This window comes from Nitrospirillum bahiense (genome assembly GCF_007828025.1).
Taxonomy (GTDB): domain Bacteria; phylum Pseudomonadota; class Alphaproteobacteria; order Azospirillales; family Azospirillaceae; genus Nitrospirillum; species Nitrospirillum amazonense.
This window is the reverse complement of record NZ_VITO01000002.1, coordinates 20,493-38,435: the sequence shown is the minus strand read 5'-3', so window position 1 is coordinate 38,435 and position 17,943 is coordinate 20,493. Positions and strand designations below refer to the sequence as shown.

Below are 17,943 nucleotides of genomic sequence, written 5' to 3'. Positions count from 1 at the left end.
AGGGTGCCAACCGATCCTGACTGAATAATGGAAACACGATGAAAAAGTGCGCCGTGTCGATGCTTGCCCTGTTGGCGGCGATGCAGGCCCCCTTGCGGGCCCAGGCCACGGAAGCGATGGAGGCGGCCGTCGACACGACGGCAGCCTCCACCGATGCCGGCCAGGAAAAGGCCCTGGACGACATCATCGTGAGCGGCACGCAGGCCCCCTCCTTCAAGGCGGAGGTGGTGCAGGTCGGCGCCTTCCGGAACCAGTCGCTGCTGGACACGCCCTTGACCGTCGCCATCCTGCCGCGCGCCCTGCTGGACGCGCAGGGGGCGCAGGGGCTGGACGACGCGCTGCGCAACACGCCCGGCGTGACGCAGCAATCCACCAGCCCCCTGACCAGCAACAACTTCGTCTCGCGCGGCGTGCTGATGAACGCGCGCACCAATTATCGCCTGAACGGGTCCTTGCCCATCATCAACCTGGGGCCCATCCCCATCGAGAACAAGCAGCGGGTTGAGCTGCTGAAAGGTGTGTCGGCGCTGTACTACGGTATCAGCACACCGTCAGGCATCGTCAACGTGGTGACCAAGCGGGCGGGGTCCGACCCCGTCACCTCCTTCACCCTGAACGGTGACAACAACGGCAGTTTCGGCAGTGGCTTCGACATCGGGCGGGAGTTCGGCGACCACAACGAATACGGCGCGCGCGTCAACGGCTACGCCTCGCGCATCGGCACGCCGGTCAACGACGTGGACGGCCGGCGCTGGCTGATGAGCGGCGCCTTCGACTGGCGCGCCAGCGAGCGCCTGACCTTCAAGCTGGACGCCGAATACTACCGCCGCGAAATGGATGAGCCGGGTGGCATCACCCTGCCCACCGCCGTGGGTGCCAAGGGCGGCAACGGCGGCACCATCATCCTGCCGTCCATCCCGGACCCCAGCCTGCGCTTCGCCCCGCTGAACGCACCCTACAACACCTGGGCCACCAACGTGGTGGGCCGCGCCGATTACGCCATCACCGACGACTGGTCGGCCCGCGCGGAATTCGGCGTCGCTTCCACCCGGCGGCAGCGCACCATCGCCAACCTGGGCGGCGTCAACCTGGCCACCGGCGCCGGCACGGTGACCGGCACCTACACGCCCGACCAGGAATATCGCAACCAGAACCTGCGCCTGGAAGTGTCCGGCAAGCTTGACACCGGCCCCATCAGCCATGAGCTGCTGATCGGCTTCAGCCGCAACCGCCAGACGCAGGAGGACCAGCACCAGCAGTCCTACACCGCGATCAAGCAGAACCTGTACGATCCCGTGGATGTCGCCTACGACACGCTGAAGTTCACCACCACCCGCCTGCTGGCCGGCAGCGTGAACATCGACACCGGCGGCTACATCATGGACATGGCGCACCTGGGCGAAAGCTGGCTGCTGATCGCCGGCGCCCGTTATGTCGACTATGACACCAGCTCGGCCGCCAGCAATTATGCCGTCCAGACGGTCACCCCCACGGCCGGCCTGGTCTACAAGCTGACGCCCAAGTCCAGCCTGTACGCGACCTACATCGAAGGGCTGGAGAGTGCCGGCACGGCGCCGGACGGTACCACCAACGCCGGCAGCATCCTAAACCCCATCGTCAGCAAGCAGGTGGAGGTGGGCGGCCGCATGGAAGTGGCCGGCGCCATGATGTCGCTGGCCTGGTTCCATATCGACCGGGGCCTGGCCTACACCGACATCCACAACACCTACGTCCTGAACGGCCAGGCCATCCACCAGGGCGTCGAAGCCTCCGTCCAGGGGGAGGTGCTGCCCGACCTGTCGATCATGGTCAGCGGCCAGTACCTGAACGCCCTTCAGGAGAACACCGGCAGCATCTACCAGGATGGCAGGCGGGTGGAGAACACGCCGCGCTGGTCCGGTTCCATCTTCGCGGAATACCATCCGGACTTCCTGGACGGCGTGGGCCTGAACGCCGGCGTCTACTACACCGGCGATCGTGCGGCGGATGCGCAGAACCGCGCCACCCTGCCCGCCTACACGACGCTGAGCCTGGGGGCCAGCTACAAGACCCAGGTGCAGGGCAATGGCCTGACCCTGCGCGTCAACGCCGACAACGTGACCAATGAGCGGTACTGGGCCACCGGCGGCCCCACGCTCTACTCGGGCATGCCGGCCACCGTGCGCTTCTCAGCCACGCTTGATCTTTGAAGTTGCCTCAATTGCCGGGCGGCGGCGCCGCCGCCTTGGCTTCCTCAGTTTCCAGTCCACTGCGTTCCCCGGAAACTTCCGGCGGCCCCAGTCGGGGCCTGATCGCTTCGCTTCGCCACCGTCGAAGCGACCAAAGATTGTCGCGGACGCCCTGGCGTCGACCCTTTGATGCCGGCGCATGGCCGTCCTTGAAATTTCGTGAGCGTGTTCGCTTGACACGCCCGCCGGATGCCGCTTTTATCCTGCCCATCATGACCGACACCGCGACCACCCTGCTGCTTCTTATGAACCCGGCCTCCTGAGAGGACCGGGGATTTCGTCATAAGTTTGCGCAAGGTTCGCTGAGTTTCCAAATGTCGTGTCATTTCGCCCCCCGGGGCTCTTCTGCCAAGACCAGCATCGCCGCCAGCGCCCAGCCGCTGCCCCTCGCCGCGCGCCTGCTCCTTACCGGCGGTCGCCGGGCCTGACGGCCATCCGGCGGCTGTACCCTTGGCCGTATTCACCTCCCCCGACTGAATACTTAAAGCAGAGACGCCCTGACCATGTTGCGCGATCCGTCCACCAAGTACCGCCCCTTCGCCCACGCCGACCTGCCCGACCGCACCTGGCCGTCCCGCGCCATCACCCAGGCGCCGCGCTGGTTGTCCACCGACCTGCGCGACGGCAACCAGGCCTTGATCGATCCCATGGACGCGGAGAAGAAACAGCGCTTCTTCGACATGCTGGTGAAGATCGGCTTCAAGGAGATCGAGGTCGGCTTCCCCTCCGCCTCGCAGACGGAATTCGATTTCGTCCGCAGCCTGGTGGAAGGCGGCAAGGTCCCCGACGACGTCACCATCCAGGTGCTGACCCAGGCGCGGCGCGACCTGATCGAGCGCACGTTCGAGAGCCTGCGGGGCGCCCCCCGCGCCATCGTCCATATGTACAACGCCATCTCCCCCGCCTGGCGCCGCATCGTCTTCGGCATGGACCGGGCCGGCATCAAGGACATCGCCGTCAAGGGCGTGACCATCATGCGCGAGCAGGCGGAGAAGTATCCCGAGACCAACTGGATCTTCGAATATTCGCCCGAGACCTTCAGCACGGCGGAACCCGACTTCGCCCTGGAGGTGTGCGAGGCGGTGCTGGACGTACTGCAACCCACGCCGGACAAGCCCGTCATTCTGAACCTGCCGGCCACGGTGGAAGCCGCCGGCCCCCATATCTACGCCGACCAGATCGAGCGCTTCTGCCGCCAGATCAGCCGCCGCGACAGCGTCATCATCAGCGTTCACCCCCACAACGACCGGGGCACCGGCGTGGCCGCGGCGGAACTGGCGGTGCAGGCCGGTGCCGACCGTGTCGAAGGCTGCCTGTTCGGCAATGGCGAGCGCACGGGCAATGTCGATTTGGTGACCCTGGGCCTGAACCTGTACACCCAGGGCGTGGACCCGGGCCTGGACTTCTCCGACATCCAGTCGGTCGTCCAGACGGTCCAGTACTGCAACCAGATCCCGGTGCACCCCCGCCACCCCTATGCCGGTGAGCTGGTGTTCACCGCCTTTTCCGGATCGCACCAGGACGCCATCAAGAAGGGCTTCGCGGCGCAGGCCGGCCGCAACGACCAAGTCTGGGACGTGCCTTACCTGCCCATCGACCCCACCGACCTGGGCTGCGGCTATGAGGCGGTGATCCGCGTCAACAGCCAGTCGGGCAAGGGCGGCATCGCCTGGGTCATGGAACAGGACAAGGGCCTGAAACTGCCCCGCGCCCTGCAGATCGACTTCAGCCGGGTGGTCCAGGGCTATGCCGACGAGACCAGCCGCGAGATGACCGCCGCCGACATCTGGTCCATCTTCCAGGACACCTACTGCCTGACCGGCCTGCAGCGTTTCGAGCTGATCGACTACCAGGAAACGGGCACCGCCGGCAGCAAGGAGCGCATGTTCGCCGGCCGGGTCAGCGTCGGCCGCGAGGAACGCAGCATCAGCGGCCGGGGCAACGGCCTGCTGTCCAGCGTGCTGGCCGCCCTGAAAGCCGACTGCGGCGTGGACCTGGACATCGTCGACTACCAGGAACACGCCATCGGCCACGGCGGCGACGCCCGCGCCGCGGCCTATGTCGAGTGCCGCACCGGCGATGGCCGCAAGGTCTTCGGCGTGGGCATCGACACCGACGTCGCTACCGCCTCCGTCCGCGCCGTGCTCAGCGCCGCCAACGGAGTGGGGTGACACAGCCATGAAGGCGGGCGGCACCGACGCCGCCCGCCCCCTCGTTCACGCCACCTCTTTGGCGGATTTGGCGGCAGTGAAGCGGTTGACCGGGACCTCCAGCCCCAGATTGTCGCGGAAGGTCTCGCCCTCATACTTCCGGCGCAGCAGGCCGCGGGCCTGCAGCAAGGGCACCACCGTCTCCACGAACACGTCCAACTGCTTGGGCAGCGCCTCGAAGAAGACGAAGCCGTCGGCGGCCTTGGCGTCCAGCCACTGCTGGAACTTGTCGGCGATCTGTTCCGGCGTGCCGACGAAGTTACCGCGCGGGGTGGCGAAGCGCTGGGCCACCTGGCGCAGGGTCAGGTTGTCCGCCTTGGCGGCCGCCACGATCTTCAACACGCTGCTCTGGTTGCTGTTGAGGCCGACGGCGGTCACGTCCGGGAAGGGCGCATCCAGGTCGTACTGGCTGAAATCGTGGTCGTTGAACGGCCGGCCCAGCATGGACAGGGCGTTCTCGATGGACACCAGGTTGGCCAGTTCCTGGTACTTCGCCTCGGCCTCCGCCTCCGTGGCGCCCACCACCGGTGCTACGCCCGGCAGGATGAACACCTTCTCCGGATCACGACCGAAGCCGGCGGCGCGCGCCTTCACGTCGGCGTAGTAGGCCTGCGCCTCCGCCAGATCATCCTGGCCGACGAAGATGGCGTCGGCGTGCTTTGCGGCGAAGTTCTTGCCGTCCTCCGACGCGCCGGCCTGGAAGATCACCGGCTGCCCCTGCGGCGATCGGGCGATGTTCAGGGGGCCCTTCACCTGGAAGAACTCCCCCTTATGGTCCAGGGTGTTCAGCTTCGTCGGGTCGAAGAAGACGCCGCTTTCCTTGTCATGGACCAGGGCGTCATCCTCCCAGCTGTCCCACAGGCCCTGGACCACATCCAGGTATTCGGCCGCCAGGCGATAGCGCTGGTCATGGGCCAGGTGCTGGGCCTTGCTGTAGTTGGCGGCGCTGCCCTCCAGCCAGCTGGTGACCACGTTCCAACCCGCCCGGCCGCCGCTGATATGGTCCAGCGAGGCGAATTGGCGCGCCACGTTATAGGGCTCGCTGTAGCTGACGGTCAGGGTGCCGACCAGGCCGATATGGCTGGTGGCGCCGGCCAACGCCGACAGGATGGTCAGCGGCTCGAACCGGTTCAGGTAATGGGGGCTGGACTTTTCGGTGATGTAGACGCTGTCGGCCACGAACAGGAAGTCGAACTTGCCCTTCTCCGCCACCTGCGCCTGGCGCTTGTAGAAGGCGAAGTTGGTGCTAGCGTCGGGCTGGGCGTCCGGGTGGCGCCAATCCCCCCAGGTGCGGCCAACGCCGTGAAGGATGAAGCCCAGTTTCAACTGCTTGCCCGCACTCATGATCGCCTCCGCTGAAATCGAGGCGGTCAGCATCCGGGCGGGACCGGCGCCACACAAACGAGTCTTCTCAATGAGACCGTTGAGTGGCGCCGGAACCTGTCGTGTTCCCTCAAATGCCGGGCGGCCACATCCGTGGCCTTGGCTTTTCCTCACATTCCGGTCCGCTACGCTCCCCAGAATGCTCCGGCGGCCGCCGTCGCGGCCTACAGCGTCCCTGGGCCTAGGCCCAGGGACGCTGAGGTCAGAACTTCTCCACCCACGGGCGCAATTCCACCTCCCAGGTCCAGGCGCTGCGGTGCTGGGTGTGGATGTGCAGGTATTCCCGGGCGATGGCGTCGGGGTCCAGCCATTTGTCCGCCGGCCCGTCTTCGCCGGGTTTGGACCAGCTGCTGGCGACACCACCATCGATGACGAAGTGGGCAACGTGGATGTTCTGCGGCGCCAGCTCGCGCGCCAGGCTTTGCGCCATGCCGCGTAAAGCGAACTTTCCCATGGCGAATGGGGTAGAACCCGCCAGGCCCTTCACGCTGGCGGTGGCGCCGGTCAGCAGGATGCTGCCCCGGCCCAGCACGCGCATCCGCATCGCCGCCGCCTGGGCCACCAGGAAACCGGCGTAGGCGGAGACGCGCAAGGACTCCAGCACCTGGGCGGGGTCCAGGTCCTGCACCGGCCCACGGGCGCGGGCGCTGGCGTTGAACACCACCAGTTCAGGCACGCCCAGGTCGGTGTCGACCTGTTCGAAAAGGCGGGCCACCGCCTCGGGTTCAGCGGCGTCGACGGCGTAGGCTTGCGCGCCCGTCTCCGCCACCAGGTCGGCCAGCTTGTCCGTGTTGCGCGCGGCCAGCGCCACCCGGAACCCTTCCCTGGCAAGCAGGCGGGCCAGCGAAGCGCTGATGCCCTTGCCCGCGCCAACGATCAGCGCCGATTTTTGAGTCATTTTAGTTTCTCCTCAGGCGCCGGCGCGGCCATCCGGCCGCTCGGCTATCCTCGTTCTCCAGTCCGCTTACGCTCCCCAGAGAACTCCGGGGCCAGCGGTCGCTGGCCAGGGGCGCCATCGGGGCGGCTGGCGCCCCACTTTCCTTGGATCACGCGTACTGCGCTTCGCCGTTGCCGAAGGACCAGTTCTCCTTGGGCACCTCGACCAGGTTGATGAACACGTCCTCGCGCCGCAGGCCAAGGCGGGCGTGCAGGCCATCGGCCACCGCCTTGTAGAAGGCCTTCTTCACCTCCAGCGTGCGGCCAAGGTTCAGGGTGACTTGGATGATCACCGTGTCGCGGGTGCGGTGGATGCCCAGATAGGTCGGGTCGGCCACGAAGTCGCTGTCACCATGTTCGGTGATGATCTGGAAACGATCGTCCTTAGGCACGTTCAGGGTGCTGAGCATGGCCCCATAGATCACCTCGCCGATGGTGTGGCGGTATTCGGCGGACTTGCCTTTGACCAAGTCGATACGGGCGAGCGGCATGGGTGTTCCTCCGGTTGTGGGTGGCCTCGAACGGGACACCCAAACACGAGCATGCCGCATTTACGGGTAATTGCCCATATGATCGTTGACAGCGCCGCCGCGGGCGCGCCTGATACGCTGGCGCCCGTTTTCACCAGGACCATCCATGCCTGACACCGCCCCCCTCGCCGCCGACCCGTCCGAACCCACACAGTGCAACTGCGCCGCCTTGCGCCAGGCCTCCCGCCGCCTGACCAAGTTCTATGACGCGGCCCTGGCGCCCACAGGGCTGGGCATCAACCAGTACTCCATCCTGTCCCGCCTGAACCGCCATGGCCCCAGAAGCATCCAGGATTTGGCAGCCCTGCTGGCCATGGACCGGTCCACCCTGGGGCACCTGCTGCGCCCGCTGGAGAAGCGCAACCTGGTGCGCCTGACAATCACGCCGGCGGATAAGCGCCGCCGGGTGCTGGTGCTGACGGCGGAGGGGCGGGACCTGATCGCCCAGGCCCAGCCACTGTGGGCGGAGGCGCAAGCGCGGTTCGAGCACGCCTTCGGCAGCGGCAACGCCCTGACCCTGCGCACCGTGTTGCGCCAGGTGGAAACGGCGGAACTGTCGGAATCCGCCCAGTAAAGCCAACAGTCCTGACCAGTTCTGATTAAATAAAATGCTGTGTAATTGCTGCAAGATAGCGGCAGAACGCCGCAGCCCACCGGCACGCGACAGGATACAAGGTTAACGGGGGTGGCAATTGGACAGGTGAGCCCCATGTCCTATTCCTATAATGGGGTATCTCTTGTGGGAAGAGATAGGGGCCCCAGCGCAATCCGCTCCAGGAGCCGCCATGCCGCGTCTTGTCGATCTTTCCTTGCGCACCCGTATATTCTCAGCCTTCGCTTTAGTGTTGCTGGTGACCCTGGGCCTGGGACTGTTCGCGCTGGAGCGCCTTTCCCGCATCGAGGCGGCCGCCGCCGACCTGGGAACCGACGCCCTGCCCTCCATCGTCGCCAGCAATGAATTGCTGCAGGGCGTGCTTGAGGCCCGCCGCTTTCAGCAAGGCATGCTGCTGGCCGTCGACGATGCGGCGCGGGCCGAGCAGGAAAAGACGGTGACCCAGGAACTGGACCGTGTGGCCAAGGGCCGCCAGGCCTATGAACCGCTGATCACCATCGAACGCCCGCAGATGGACCAGTTCGACAAACTGTGGCCGCGGTTCCTTGCCTCCTCCACCCAGGTCATCGACGCCCTGCACAAGGGTGACCGGGAAACGGCGCTGAAGCTGTACGCCGGGGAGAATCGGGACCAGACGCGCGCCCTGGTCAAGGTCCTGACCGAGGCGGCGGATCTAAACTACCGCGCCGGCCAGGACGCCTACGCCCTGCTGAGCCGCACCACCGGCATCTCGCGCCTGGGCACGCTGCTGGCGCTGGCCGTGGCACTGGCCGTGGCCTTTGCCGCCGGCGCCGTCATGGTGCTGACCACCGGTAGGCCCACCCGTCAGCTGACGGCGGTCATGACACGTCTGAGCCAGCGGCAGCTGGACACCGCAATTCCCGGCGCCGACCGCCAGGATGAGATCGGCGCCATGGCGCGCGCCGTCCAGGTGTTCCGCGACGGCCTGGTGGAGGCCGAGCGCCTGGCCGCCGCGCAGCGGGAGACGGAGGCGGCCAAGGCCCGCCGCGTGGCCGCCATCGATAGCCTGGTCAGCGATTTCGACCGCCAATCCTCCCACATCCTGCGCCAGTTCAGCGGCGCGGCCGCCGAGCTGGACACCGCCGCGCAGAGCATGTCCGGCGTGGCGGAGGAAACCAACCGCCAGTCGGCCAGTGCCGCCGCCGCCGCGGACCAGACCACCGCCAACGTCCAGACCGTGGCCGCGGCGGCCGAGGAGATGGCGGCCAGCATTGCGGAGATCAACCGCCAGGTGGTGCACGCCCAGGCCATCGCCGGCCGCGCCAGTGCGGACGCGCGCGAAACCATGGCCACCGTCGCCGGGCTGACCGACGCCACCCAGCGCATCGGCGAAGTGGTGACCCTGATCCAGACCATCGCCGAACAGACCAATCTGCTGGCCCTGAACGCCACCATCGAAGCCGCGCGCGCCGGGGAGGCCGGCAAGGGCTTCGCCGTCGTGGCGGCGGAGGTGAAGGGCCTGGCCAACCAGACGGCCAAGGCGACGGGGGACATCGCCGCCCAGATCCTGGCCGTGCAGCAGGTGTCATCCCGCACCTCCACCGCCATCCAGGCCATCGGCGCGGTGATCGAGGAGGTGAACAGCATCTCCACCTCCATCGCCGCCGCCATGGAACAGCAGGGCGCCTCGACCACGGAGATCAGCCGCAACGTGGGCCAGGCCGCCTCCGGCACCCAGGATGTCGCCGACGCCCTTGGCGCTGTGACGCAGGCGGCCGGCCAGGCCGGTGTCGCCGCCACCCAGGTGCTGGGCGCCGCCCATGACCTGTCGGAACAATCCGGCGTGCTGCAGGACCACGTCAGCCGCTTCCTGACGGCCATCAAGGCGGCTTGATAACGGAGCCCGGCGGGGGCGATCACCCCGCCGGGCTCACCCTGTCAGGGCAGCGGCACCACGTTATTGGTCAATGTCAGTTCCGGCTGCTCCAGCCCCACCCGCACGGTGGCACCCTGCGCCTTGAAGCCCCGAGGCAAAGGCAGCGTCACCTCAGCCGTGCGCGGCATCAGGTCCAGGGGTGCGGCCAGGGCCGGTACGGGCACCGACGCCGCGATCCTACCGCCGGCGTCAACCAGCCATAGGGTGCCGGCTGGCGTGGCGGCACCGCCCAGGCTGTGCACGGTGGCATGCAGCACGCCCCTCTCCACCCGCACGTCGTCCCGGCCGATGCCCAGGTCGGGCCGGCTTTCAACCGGCGTGGTCGCCTGGTCCAACGTGAACTCCAGCACCGTGGTCTGGTGCGGCTGGAACACCAGGTCCACGCCGGCGCTGCGTTCCAGATCCACCGCCTTGGTCGTGGCCTCACCGGTGATGGCGTCACCCTCACCGGTCGCCGCACCACTGACCATGCGCCAATGGCCGGCCGTGACGTTCCAGGTGGTCATGCGCGCCGCCTGCGGCCGGTCGGACAGGTTATGGGCCACCACCTTGAAATGATCGCGCGTGGCGCCGGGCAATAGGATCGCCACCTGCTCCGCCCCATCCGGTTCGGCGAAGCGCCAGCTGACGGTGTGGCCGGGGTAGAGATAGTTGCGGCGCAGCGCCACACCGCCCAGGCGCTCCCGCTGCAGGACGTCGTTGGGCAGGTCCACCCGGTCGGACCACCAGTGCCCTTCGGTGTTCATGTACATCGTCTGCGACTTGGACTGAATGGCGGCGGCGTGCAACTCCTCCAGCCAGCGCTTGTCACCCGTCATCTGCCAGGCAATGTAGGGCGCGAACCCGCTGTCGCTCCGCAGGGTCGCGGGCCCGGCCTTGTCGGCCTGGGCGGTCATGGCTTTCCCCCAATCGTCCCGGCGGCCCAGCACATCCAACGCGTTCTCGTTCAGCTCGTCAATGGCGCGGGGACCCGCCTGTGCCACGCGCGACAGGATGGGCCCCAGGTACTTGGCGTCACCGGTCCAGCGGTAACTGGCCCAGAAGGTCTGCATGGCGCCGACCTCCCCCACCGCCTTGGCAAGATCGCCATCCCGCTCCGCGTCGGTGCGCCAGTTGATCTCGGCCGGGAAGGACAGGGTGCCGTCCTTGCCACCCGGCTTGCCGTGGGCGAGATAGCCGTCGGCCAGCCCCTGGATCAACGCGCGGGCCTCGGGGTTGGCGTTGTAGACGCCCATGAGGATGGCGGGGTGGGTGATCATGAAGGAATGGGGCTTCTGCCACTCCCACGGCCCCTCACGGTAAGCCAGGGTGCCGCTGAACCAGTTGGTGGCGAAGTGCATGTGGCCATTGGGATTGGGCAGGATGATGCGCTCCGCCAGCGCCTTGGTGGTGGCCATCAGCCGCTCCACCGTGCGCGGCTCGCCCCAGTTCAGGTACAGCGCTTCGCTGTTGCTGTTGATGCCTTCCTCATAGGAATGCAGCTCATCGGTGGCGATGGTTCCCAGGCCATTGGTGATCATGCCGTTGCGGTACTGCGCGTCGATCAGGGCGCGCAGGGAGGTGTTGATCTTGTCCGGCTCCACCCCCATCAGGGCCAGGCCGGGCCACTGCTCCGTCAGGTCGGTGTCGTCGGAGATGCCGCCGCCGAAATCGCCGTAGGGCACCTGCCGCTCGTCGATCCACCAGTCGACGAAGCGACGGATCAACTTCATGTCCTCCACCTGGCGGAAGGCCCACAGGGGCACACCGGCTGGCGCCTGCGGCTGGGTGAAGGCGGGCCAGCCCTGCGCGCCATAGCTCATGTCCGCCCAGTAATAGCGGCCCAGCAGGTTGTCCGGATCCACGCGCAGCAGGTCGCTGACGTCACCGAAGAGGCGGCGGTACAGGCGCTGGCGCTTGGAGGTGGTGTGCTCCTCCACCAGGAAGCCCCAGTTGTCCTTCACCTGGTTCAGACGGTCGGCGACGTGCTCCACCTTCGCCTGCTCCCGGTCCTTGAACACCAGGCGGATGCGGGCGCCATCCAGGCTGCGGGCGGTGAAGTCGGGGGCGGCGGAGGCGACGGTCAGGTAAAGGCTGTCGTTGGTCAGGATGCGGTCGCGCGTGTCCAGCCACAGGGTGCGCGTCTGCCCCGGCTTCACCGAAACCGAGACGTCGATCAGGTCGCGGTCCAGCCAGATGGGGTCCTTGATCTGGATGTTCAGGGGTATCAGCCCGTCCTTGCCCGGGGTGACGCTCAGCGCCGGCAGGTCGATGGCGATGCCGTCCAGGCCGTCGTGCATATTCTCCCAGCCATAGGCCCAAGCGCGCATCAACGGCTGTGCCACCGGCGGATCACCGAAGCCGGAAGGGATGAGGACATGCACGATGGGCAGGGTTGGCGCCGTATCGGTGGTTCGCTTGCGCATCGGCGCCTCGTTGGGCAGGGCCACGACCGTGCTGCGTTCATTGGCCGGATAGCGCCCGACGATGTAGCCGCGCAAGGCCGCCAGGTTGTCGTAATCGGGGGCGGCGTCGCTGCGAATGGTGTAGCTCAGCTTCACCGTGCCCTGCGGTTCCACCCCCTCGGTCACGTTGTAGGCCCAGATCTCCTGGATGGGGGTTTCCTGGGCCACGTTTGTGAAGCGCAGGCGCCCGCCCCGCCGGCTGTCGAACTGGTCCACCGTGCGCACCGGCCCCTGGCGGCGTTTGGCCAGCGGCTTGAACACGCCGTCGGCGCCGGCATAGTCCAGGCTGCCGTACGCGGCCCCCCTTATCTCCACACGGTTGAAAGACTCATCAGGAAGCACCAGGTCCAGCGCCTGCCCACCCTCCACATAGGTGTTCCAGTCCGGCAGGGTGAAATAGTCATTGCGGCCGGGCAGGCGGGACCGGTTGTAGACGCCCGGCCAGGTCGTCTCACTGATGCCGTCGGTGGCCTTCCACATCCATTCCTTCTTGTCCTTGGCGTCGGCGAACTCGACCTTGCGGATGGTGGTCACCGGCGCCGTCAGCAGGGGCGGCGCCTTGTCCTCCCAGCCATAACGGTGCAGCCAGGCTTGGCGCATGGCCGCGCCGGGCCCCGGGCCAGGTGCCGCGCCCGGCATCTCGTTGCGTGCCAGGGCCGCCATGTCGGCCGGTGCCAGCATGTGGTCGTAGACGCGGATCTCATCGAGGTCGCCACCGCGCATGAAGCTGTAGCGGCTCTGCACCTGGTGGGGGGAGATGGTGCGGCCGGCCAGGCCGAACTGGTCCAGGCCCACGTCGTAATCGCCCTTGGCATCCTGGCGCGCCACCTCCCTGCCATTCAGATACAGGCGCACGCCCGCCGTCTCATCCCAGGCGAAAGCGATGTGGGTCCAGGCGTCGGGTGCCGGCGGCGTGTCCAACTTGAAGGACACGCGGGTGCGCGCCAGGTTGGCATCGGTGACGAAGGCGTCGAAGCCGTGGCCGTTCCAGTCGATGCGCAGCCACGCCATGTCCCAGCTGGTATGGTCGGAAAACCCCACGCGGAAGATGACGAAAGGCGCGACGCCCACGGGATAGCGTGACCGCCAGAAGAGGGAGAGCGTGCCGCGCTGGGCATAGATATTGCCTGGCGCGTCCCAGGCCAGCACGCCGTCGTCCTGCCATTCGATGGCGCCGCCGGACATGCCCGTCGGCACGATCCGCACCTTGTCCTGGAAGTTGGGCACCGCCTGCCCGCCAGCCACGTCAGCGACAAAGCCGCTGTCGGCCGACATGCGGAACAGCAGGCCGGAGGCATCGGGCGCCGCCAATGCCGGGGCCGACACGGTGGTGGTGGACAAGAGACAAACGGCCAGCGCCCGGCCGGCCTTGGTCATCCCGGACATATTCCCTCCCCTGGGTTCCGGGCGCCGCAGGATTGGATGGCGGCGATCGGCTCTTTTTGTAGATGCGGAGGCTAGAGCATAATTGACACCGGTGGCAATTATGGATTTCGGCTGAAAGTGCTGGTTGGTTTGCCGCGGTTGGCGACGCGGCACCGCGACCGAATGGCCTTAACCAACTCCCACCTTGGAGGGCGCCGGCGATACCCGTATGGTGCCACCGGTTACCGCCCCTTTGCAGGAGCCCGTAGGAATGCAGTCCCTTTACCGCGCCGCCGACGACCGTTACGAGACCATGCCCTATCGCCGCTGCGGGCGCAGCGGCCTGGATCTGCCCGCCGTCTCGCTGGGCCTGTGGCATAATTTCGGCGGCGCCGACGTTTTCGAGACTGGCCGCGCCATCCTGCGCCGCGCCTTTGACCGCGGCGTCACCCATTTCGACCTGGCCAACAACTACGGCCCGCCCTATGGCTCGGCCGAGGAGAACTTCGGCCGCGTCATGGCCGGCGACTTCAAGCCCTACCGGGATGAGATGATCATCTCCACCAAGGCCGGCTACGACATGTGGCCCGGCCCCTACGGCATCGGTGGATCGCGCAAGTACCTGGTCGCCAGCCTGGACCAAAGCCTGCGCCGCATGGGCCTGGACTATGTCGACATCTTCTATTCCCACCGGGTGGATCCGACCACGCCGCTGGAAGAGACCATGGGCGCGCTGGCCCAGGTGGTGCGCCAGGGCAAGGCGCTGTACGTCGGCATCTCCTCCTACTCAGCCGACATGACGGCCAAGGCCGCCGCCCTGCTGAAGGAAATGGGGGTGCCCTGCCTGATCCATCAGCCCAGCTACTCCATGCTGAACCGCTGGATCGAGGGCGGTCTGTTGGAGACGCTGAAGGGCAGCGGCATCGGCTGCATCGCCTTCTCCCCGCTGGCGCAGGGTCTCCTGTCCAAAAAGTACCTGAACGGCGTGCCGGCCGACGCCCGCGCCGCCAAGGGCGGGTCGTTCAAGGAAGACTTGCTGACGCCCGAGGCGCTGGACCATGTACGCGCCCTGAACGCCATCGCCGAGCGGCGGGGCCAGACCCTGGCCCAGATGGCGATCGCCTGGGTGTTGCGCGACGCCCGCGTCACCTCCGCCCTCATCGGTGCCCGGACCGTGGCCCAATTGGACGACAGCCTGGACGCCCTGAACAACCTGGCGTTCACGGACGCGGAACTGGCGGAAATCGACGCCCACGCCGTCGACACCGGCCTGAACATCTGGCAGCGCTCCTCCGACGCCAGCACGCCGAAGTGAGCGAACAAAGAGATGCCCGCGCCTCGAACGGGGCGCGGGCATCCAGTATGGCGGTGCGGGCGGGGGGCCGCAGGTACCGCCCATGGGGAGGAAAGCGACGGGTGATGGGGAGTGGGGGGACATCCCGTCGCCGCAAGGGAAAGCTACCCCAGGTGGCGGGGGGCGTTCTTGCACGCCTCAGGGATATTTTGTCTGAAAGGGGCGCCATGTTGGACCTGCGGGGTCAGGCCAGGAGGCGCGCCATCTCCACCTTCACGGCCGGCGCCTGGTGCAACAGCGTCCGGTCCTCTTCGTCGTTCAGATCCTGGCGGCGGAAATACTCGTCATCCAACTGTTCCCGCTTGTGCGGATGGCCATCGGCCACCGGCGCGCGTCCCCGCGCCCGCTTGCGCTCGAACTCGGCCCGCGACTTGACGGAGTAGTGGTGGATATACAGCCAATCATGGGAAATGGCGGGGGTGAACCCGTCGTCGCGCAATGTGATCGGCTGCCCTCCATCATCGACATAATGGAAACCATCCCGCAGGCGGCCGGAATGGATGATCATGCGATCCAGCGCCGCGGTCCGCACCAGGCTCTTCATATGGACATGGCCGTGGTACGTCGCCGGAGCGCAGCGGGTGAAGCGCTCGATCACCAGGCGCCCATCGGGTTCCTGATGGCCGCTGGATCCGAAATACCGCCAGTTGAGCGCCACCGCCCCCACGGCCGAATCCCGGCCGTATGACGCCGCCAGCGTGGGCAAGGGTAGCCCCGCCCGGCTGACGACGAATTCATCGGCGTCGATGAACAGGGCCCAGTCCGTATCCGCCGCGTAGTAGGTCACGAAATGGTTGTAGGCCCGCAACTGCGGTCCCACCATCATGTCGCCCCACCAGTTGAAGTCCCGCAGATCGGGAAGCGACAGGACCAGGTCCCGTGCCTCGAAGAAGGCCAGCGCGCTGCTGCTGGGCGCGGACGGCCAGTCAATCACGGTGATGCCCGCCCTGCCGGCGATGCGGTCCAGCACGGCACGCGTGTCGTCGGTGCTGCCATTGTTGTAGATGACGAAACGCTCGATGCCCATCAGGCGATAGTACGCCACCCATTCCAACAGGAAGGCGCCTTCGTTCTTGACGATGGCGCAGATGGTAACGCGAGGCGGGTTCGCATCCGCCCCTTGTCTTATCCCAGCCGCCTGCCCACGCCACTGCCAATCATCAGCAAATTTTATTGTTTGCATATTGTTCGTAAAGCGGCCGCGCCGCGCCTGGATTATTCCAGGTATTTTATAGGTCGCCCCCGAATGGTGTGGCCACCGCCCCTTCGCCCTAGCCCACATTGCATAATAATGACAAAATTGCGACGAGCCGCCCTTTGGCCAGGCCCCGACTTAACGCTCGATGCGGTAGACGAAGGCGTAATCACCTGGTGCCCGCTTCGGCACCACCAAGTGCAGGCCATCCTCATCCTGATGGAAGGAGAGGGCCTGCCCGGCCCCGCCATCCAGCAGGGTGACGGCCTTCACCGCCACCCCCGCCGGCAGGGCGTGGATGGTGGCCTCCCCGCCTTCGGGCCAGCCCAGCTCAATGGCGTAGAGGGTGTCGCCCTTGGTGGTGAAGCGGAAATCCTCGGGTCCGAAAGGCCTGTCGGTCTGCCCTTCCTTGAACGAGCCGCTGGCCATCCGGGCGGGCCCCTCGCCGAACTGGCGCCAGGGCCGCGTGCCGTAGATCGCCTCGCCATTGGTCTTCAGCCAGGCACCTATGGCCAACAGCCTGTCCTGCGCCTCCTGCGGGATGGTGCCATCGGCGCGGGGACCGATGTTCAGCAGCAGGTTGCCGTTTTTGGACACGATGTCGGCCAGCAGGTGGATGATCCGCTCCGGCGACTTGTATTGCTCGCCCTCGATATAGCCCCAGCTGTAGTCGCCCAGCGAGGTGCAGGTCTGCCAGACGCGGGGCTGAATGTCCGGCATCAGGCCCCGTTCCACGTCGGCGACGCCGCTGCCCGCCGCCAGTGCCCCCTCCTTGTAATTCACCACCGCCGAGGCGCCGCGACGCGCTTGGGTATTGTAATAATAAGCCAGGAACTTGGGCAGGGTGGCGCGGAAGGCCGGGTGGCTGATCCACCAGTCGAAATAGATGAGGTCGGGGTGGTAGTGCTCCACCAGCTCCGCCGTGCGCGCCGTCCAGTCGTCCAACCACGCCTGCGAGACATAGGTGAAGTCACCCGTCAGCTGGGTGTCGCCCGTGTCTTCCGCCGTCAGGCGCGCCTCCGCCGGGCCATAGAGGTCGGCGTAGCGCGGGTCGTTCACGTCGGAAGGGATCTTGCGCCCCTCGCCGAAGAACCAGTCATGCTCCGCCCGGTGTGACGACAGGCCCAGGTGCAGGCCCTGCGCCCGCACCGCCCGCACCAGATCGCCGATCAGGTCGCGCTTGGGCCCCATGCGCAGCGCCGACCAGTCGGACAAGCGCGTGGCGTACATGGCGAAGCCGTCATGATGCTCCGCCACCGGCACCACGTAGCGGGCGCCGGACGCCCGGAACAGGGCGGCCCAGGCGCGGGGGTCGTACTTCTCCGCCTTGAACAGAGGGATGAAATCCTTGTAGCCGAACTTGTCCGGGGTACCGTAAACGGCCAGGTGATGCTGGTATTCCTTGCTGCCCTGGATGTACATGCGGCGCGAATACCATTCGCTGCCGAAGGCGGGCACGGAATAGACGCCCCAGTGGATGAAGATGCCGAACTTGGCATCCGCATACCATTCCGGCACCCGCCAGGTCCGCAGGGATTCCCAGTCCGGGCGGAAGGGCCCGGCGGCATCGCCCGCCGCCACCTTCCGCAGCAGAACCTCGCGCTTATGCGCCGCCTTGGCGGAGCCCTGGCGCCAGGCGGCGTCCATCTGCGCCGGGGTCAGCGTGGCGGCGGTGGGGGACACACCCTGGGCAAGGGCCGGGGCCGGCAGGCAGATCATCGCCAACAGGCCGATGGCGCGCCAGGGGCGGTGCCAGCGGATGGAAGGGCGCGTCATGGGTCGGTGGTC

At 66.9% G+C, this 17,943-nt stretch carries 11 protein-coding genes; 5 read left to right on the top strand and 6 right to left on the bottom strand.

The annotated features are described in order from the left end of the window. Positions 1-59 precede the first annotated feature (59 nt). Positions 60-2,189, top strand: a complete 2,130-nt coding sequence (locus FBZ88_RS02745; protein ID WP_246138505.1) for a TonB-dependent siderophore receptor — start codon at positions 60-62, stop codon at positions 2,187-2,189. A 542-nt stretch (positions 2,190-2,731) separates the two neighbouring features. Further along, positions 2,732-4,399, top strand: a complete 1,668-nt coding sequence (gene leuA, locus FBZ88_RS02740) for a 2-isopropylmalate synthase (protein ID WP_145615334.1) — start codon at positions 2,732-2,734, stop codon at positions 4,397-4,399. A gap of 45 nt (positions 4,400-4,444) precedes the next feature. On the opposite strand, the gene FBZ88_RS02735 is transcribed toward leuA, so the two are convergent. The 3 genes from FBZ88_RS02735 to FBZ88_RS02725 all read right to left on the bottom strand — a co-directional run bounded on the left by FBZ88_RS02735 (position 4,445) and on the right by FBZ88_RS02725 (position 7,248). Then, the gene (locus FBZ88_RS02735) at positions 4,445-5,782 is read right to left on the bottom strand and encodes an LLM class flavin-dependent oxidoreductase (RefSeq protein WP_145615333.1); all 1,338 of its coding nucleotides are present in this window, start codon (positions 5,780-5,782) and stop codon (positions 4,445-4,447) included. A 241-nt stretch (positions 5,783-6,023) separates the two neighbouring features. Beyond that, positions 6,024-6,719 carry an SDR family NAD(P)-dependent oxidoreductase gene (locus FBZ88_RS02730; protein WP_145615332.1) on the bottom strand — a complete coding sequence of 232 codons (696 nt, stop codon included), beginning with the start codon at positions 6,717-6,719 and terminating at the stop codon, positions 6,024-6,026. A 148-nt stretch (positions 6,720-6,867) separates the two neighbouring features. Continuing rightward, positions 6,868-7,248 carry a tautomerase family protein gene (locus tag FBZ88_RS02725; protein WP_145615331.1) on the bottom strand — a complete coding sequence of 127 codons (381 nt, stop codon included), beginning with the start codon at positions 7,246-7,248 and terminating at the stop codon, positions 6,868-6,870. A 145-nt stretch (positions 7,249-7,393) separates the two neighbouring features. Here FBZ88_RS02725 and FBZ88_RS02720 point away from each other — a divergent pair, with 145 nt between their 5' ends. Next, entirely contained in the window at positions 7,394-7,861 is a 468-nt protein-coding gene (locus tag FBZ88_RS02720; protein ID WP_145615330.1) for a MarR family winged helix-turn-helix transcriptional regulator, read from the top strand. Positions 7,862-8,072: 211 nt separating this feature from the next. Continuing rightward, positions 8,073-9,755: a methyl-accepting chemotaxis protein gene (locus FBZ88_RS02715; RefSeq protein ID WP_145615329.1), complete on the top strand. Its 1,683-nt coding sequence runs from the start codon at positions 8,073-8,075 to the stop codon at positions 9,753-9,755. A 44-nt stretch (positions 9,756-9,799) separates the two neighbouring features. Here FBZ88_RS02715 and FBZ88_RS02710 read toward each other — a convergent pair whose 3' ends face one another. After that, entirely contained in the window at positions 9,800-13,627 is a 3,828-nt protein-coding gene (locus FBZ88_RS02710) for a LamG domain-containing protein (RefSeq protein WP_246138473.1), read from the bottom strand. A 250-nt stretch (positions 13,628-13,877) separates the two neighbouring features. On the opposite strand from FBZ88_RS02710, the gene mgrA reads away from it, so the two are divergent. Further along, positions 13,878-14,921 carry an L-glyceraldehyde 3-phosphate reductase gene (mgrA, locus tag FBZ88_RS02705; protein ID WP_145615328.1) on the top strand — a complete coding sequence of 348 codons (1,044 nt, stop codon included), beginning with the start codon at positions 13,878-13,880 and terminating at the stop codon, positions 14,919-14,921. Between the two features lie 223 nt (positions 14,922-15,144). Here the strand turns inward: mgrA and FBZ88_RS02700 are convergent, their stop codons facing one another. Continuing rightward, positions 15,145-16,143 (bottom strand): glycosyltransferase family 2 protein, encoded by a 999-nt coding sequence (locus FBZ88_RS02700; RefSeq protein ID WP_281290098.1) that lies wholly within the window; start codon positions 16,141-16,143, stop codon positions 15,145-15,147. A gap of 150 nt (positions 16,144-16,293) precedes the next feature. After that, on the bottom strand, positions 16,294-17,931 hold the full coding sequence (locus FBZ88_RS02695; RefSeq protein WP_246138472.1) for an alpha-L-fucosidase: 1,638 nt from the start codon (positions 17,929-17,931) through the stop codon (positions 16,294-16,296). Positions 17,932-17,943: the final 12 nt, after the last annotated feature.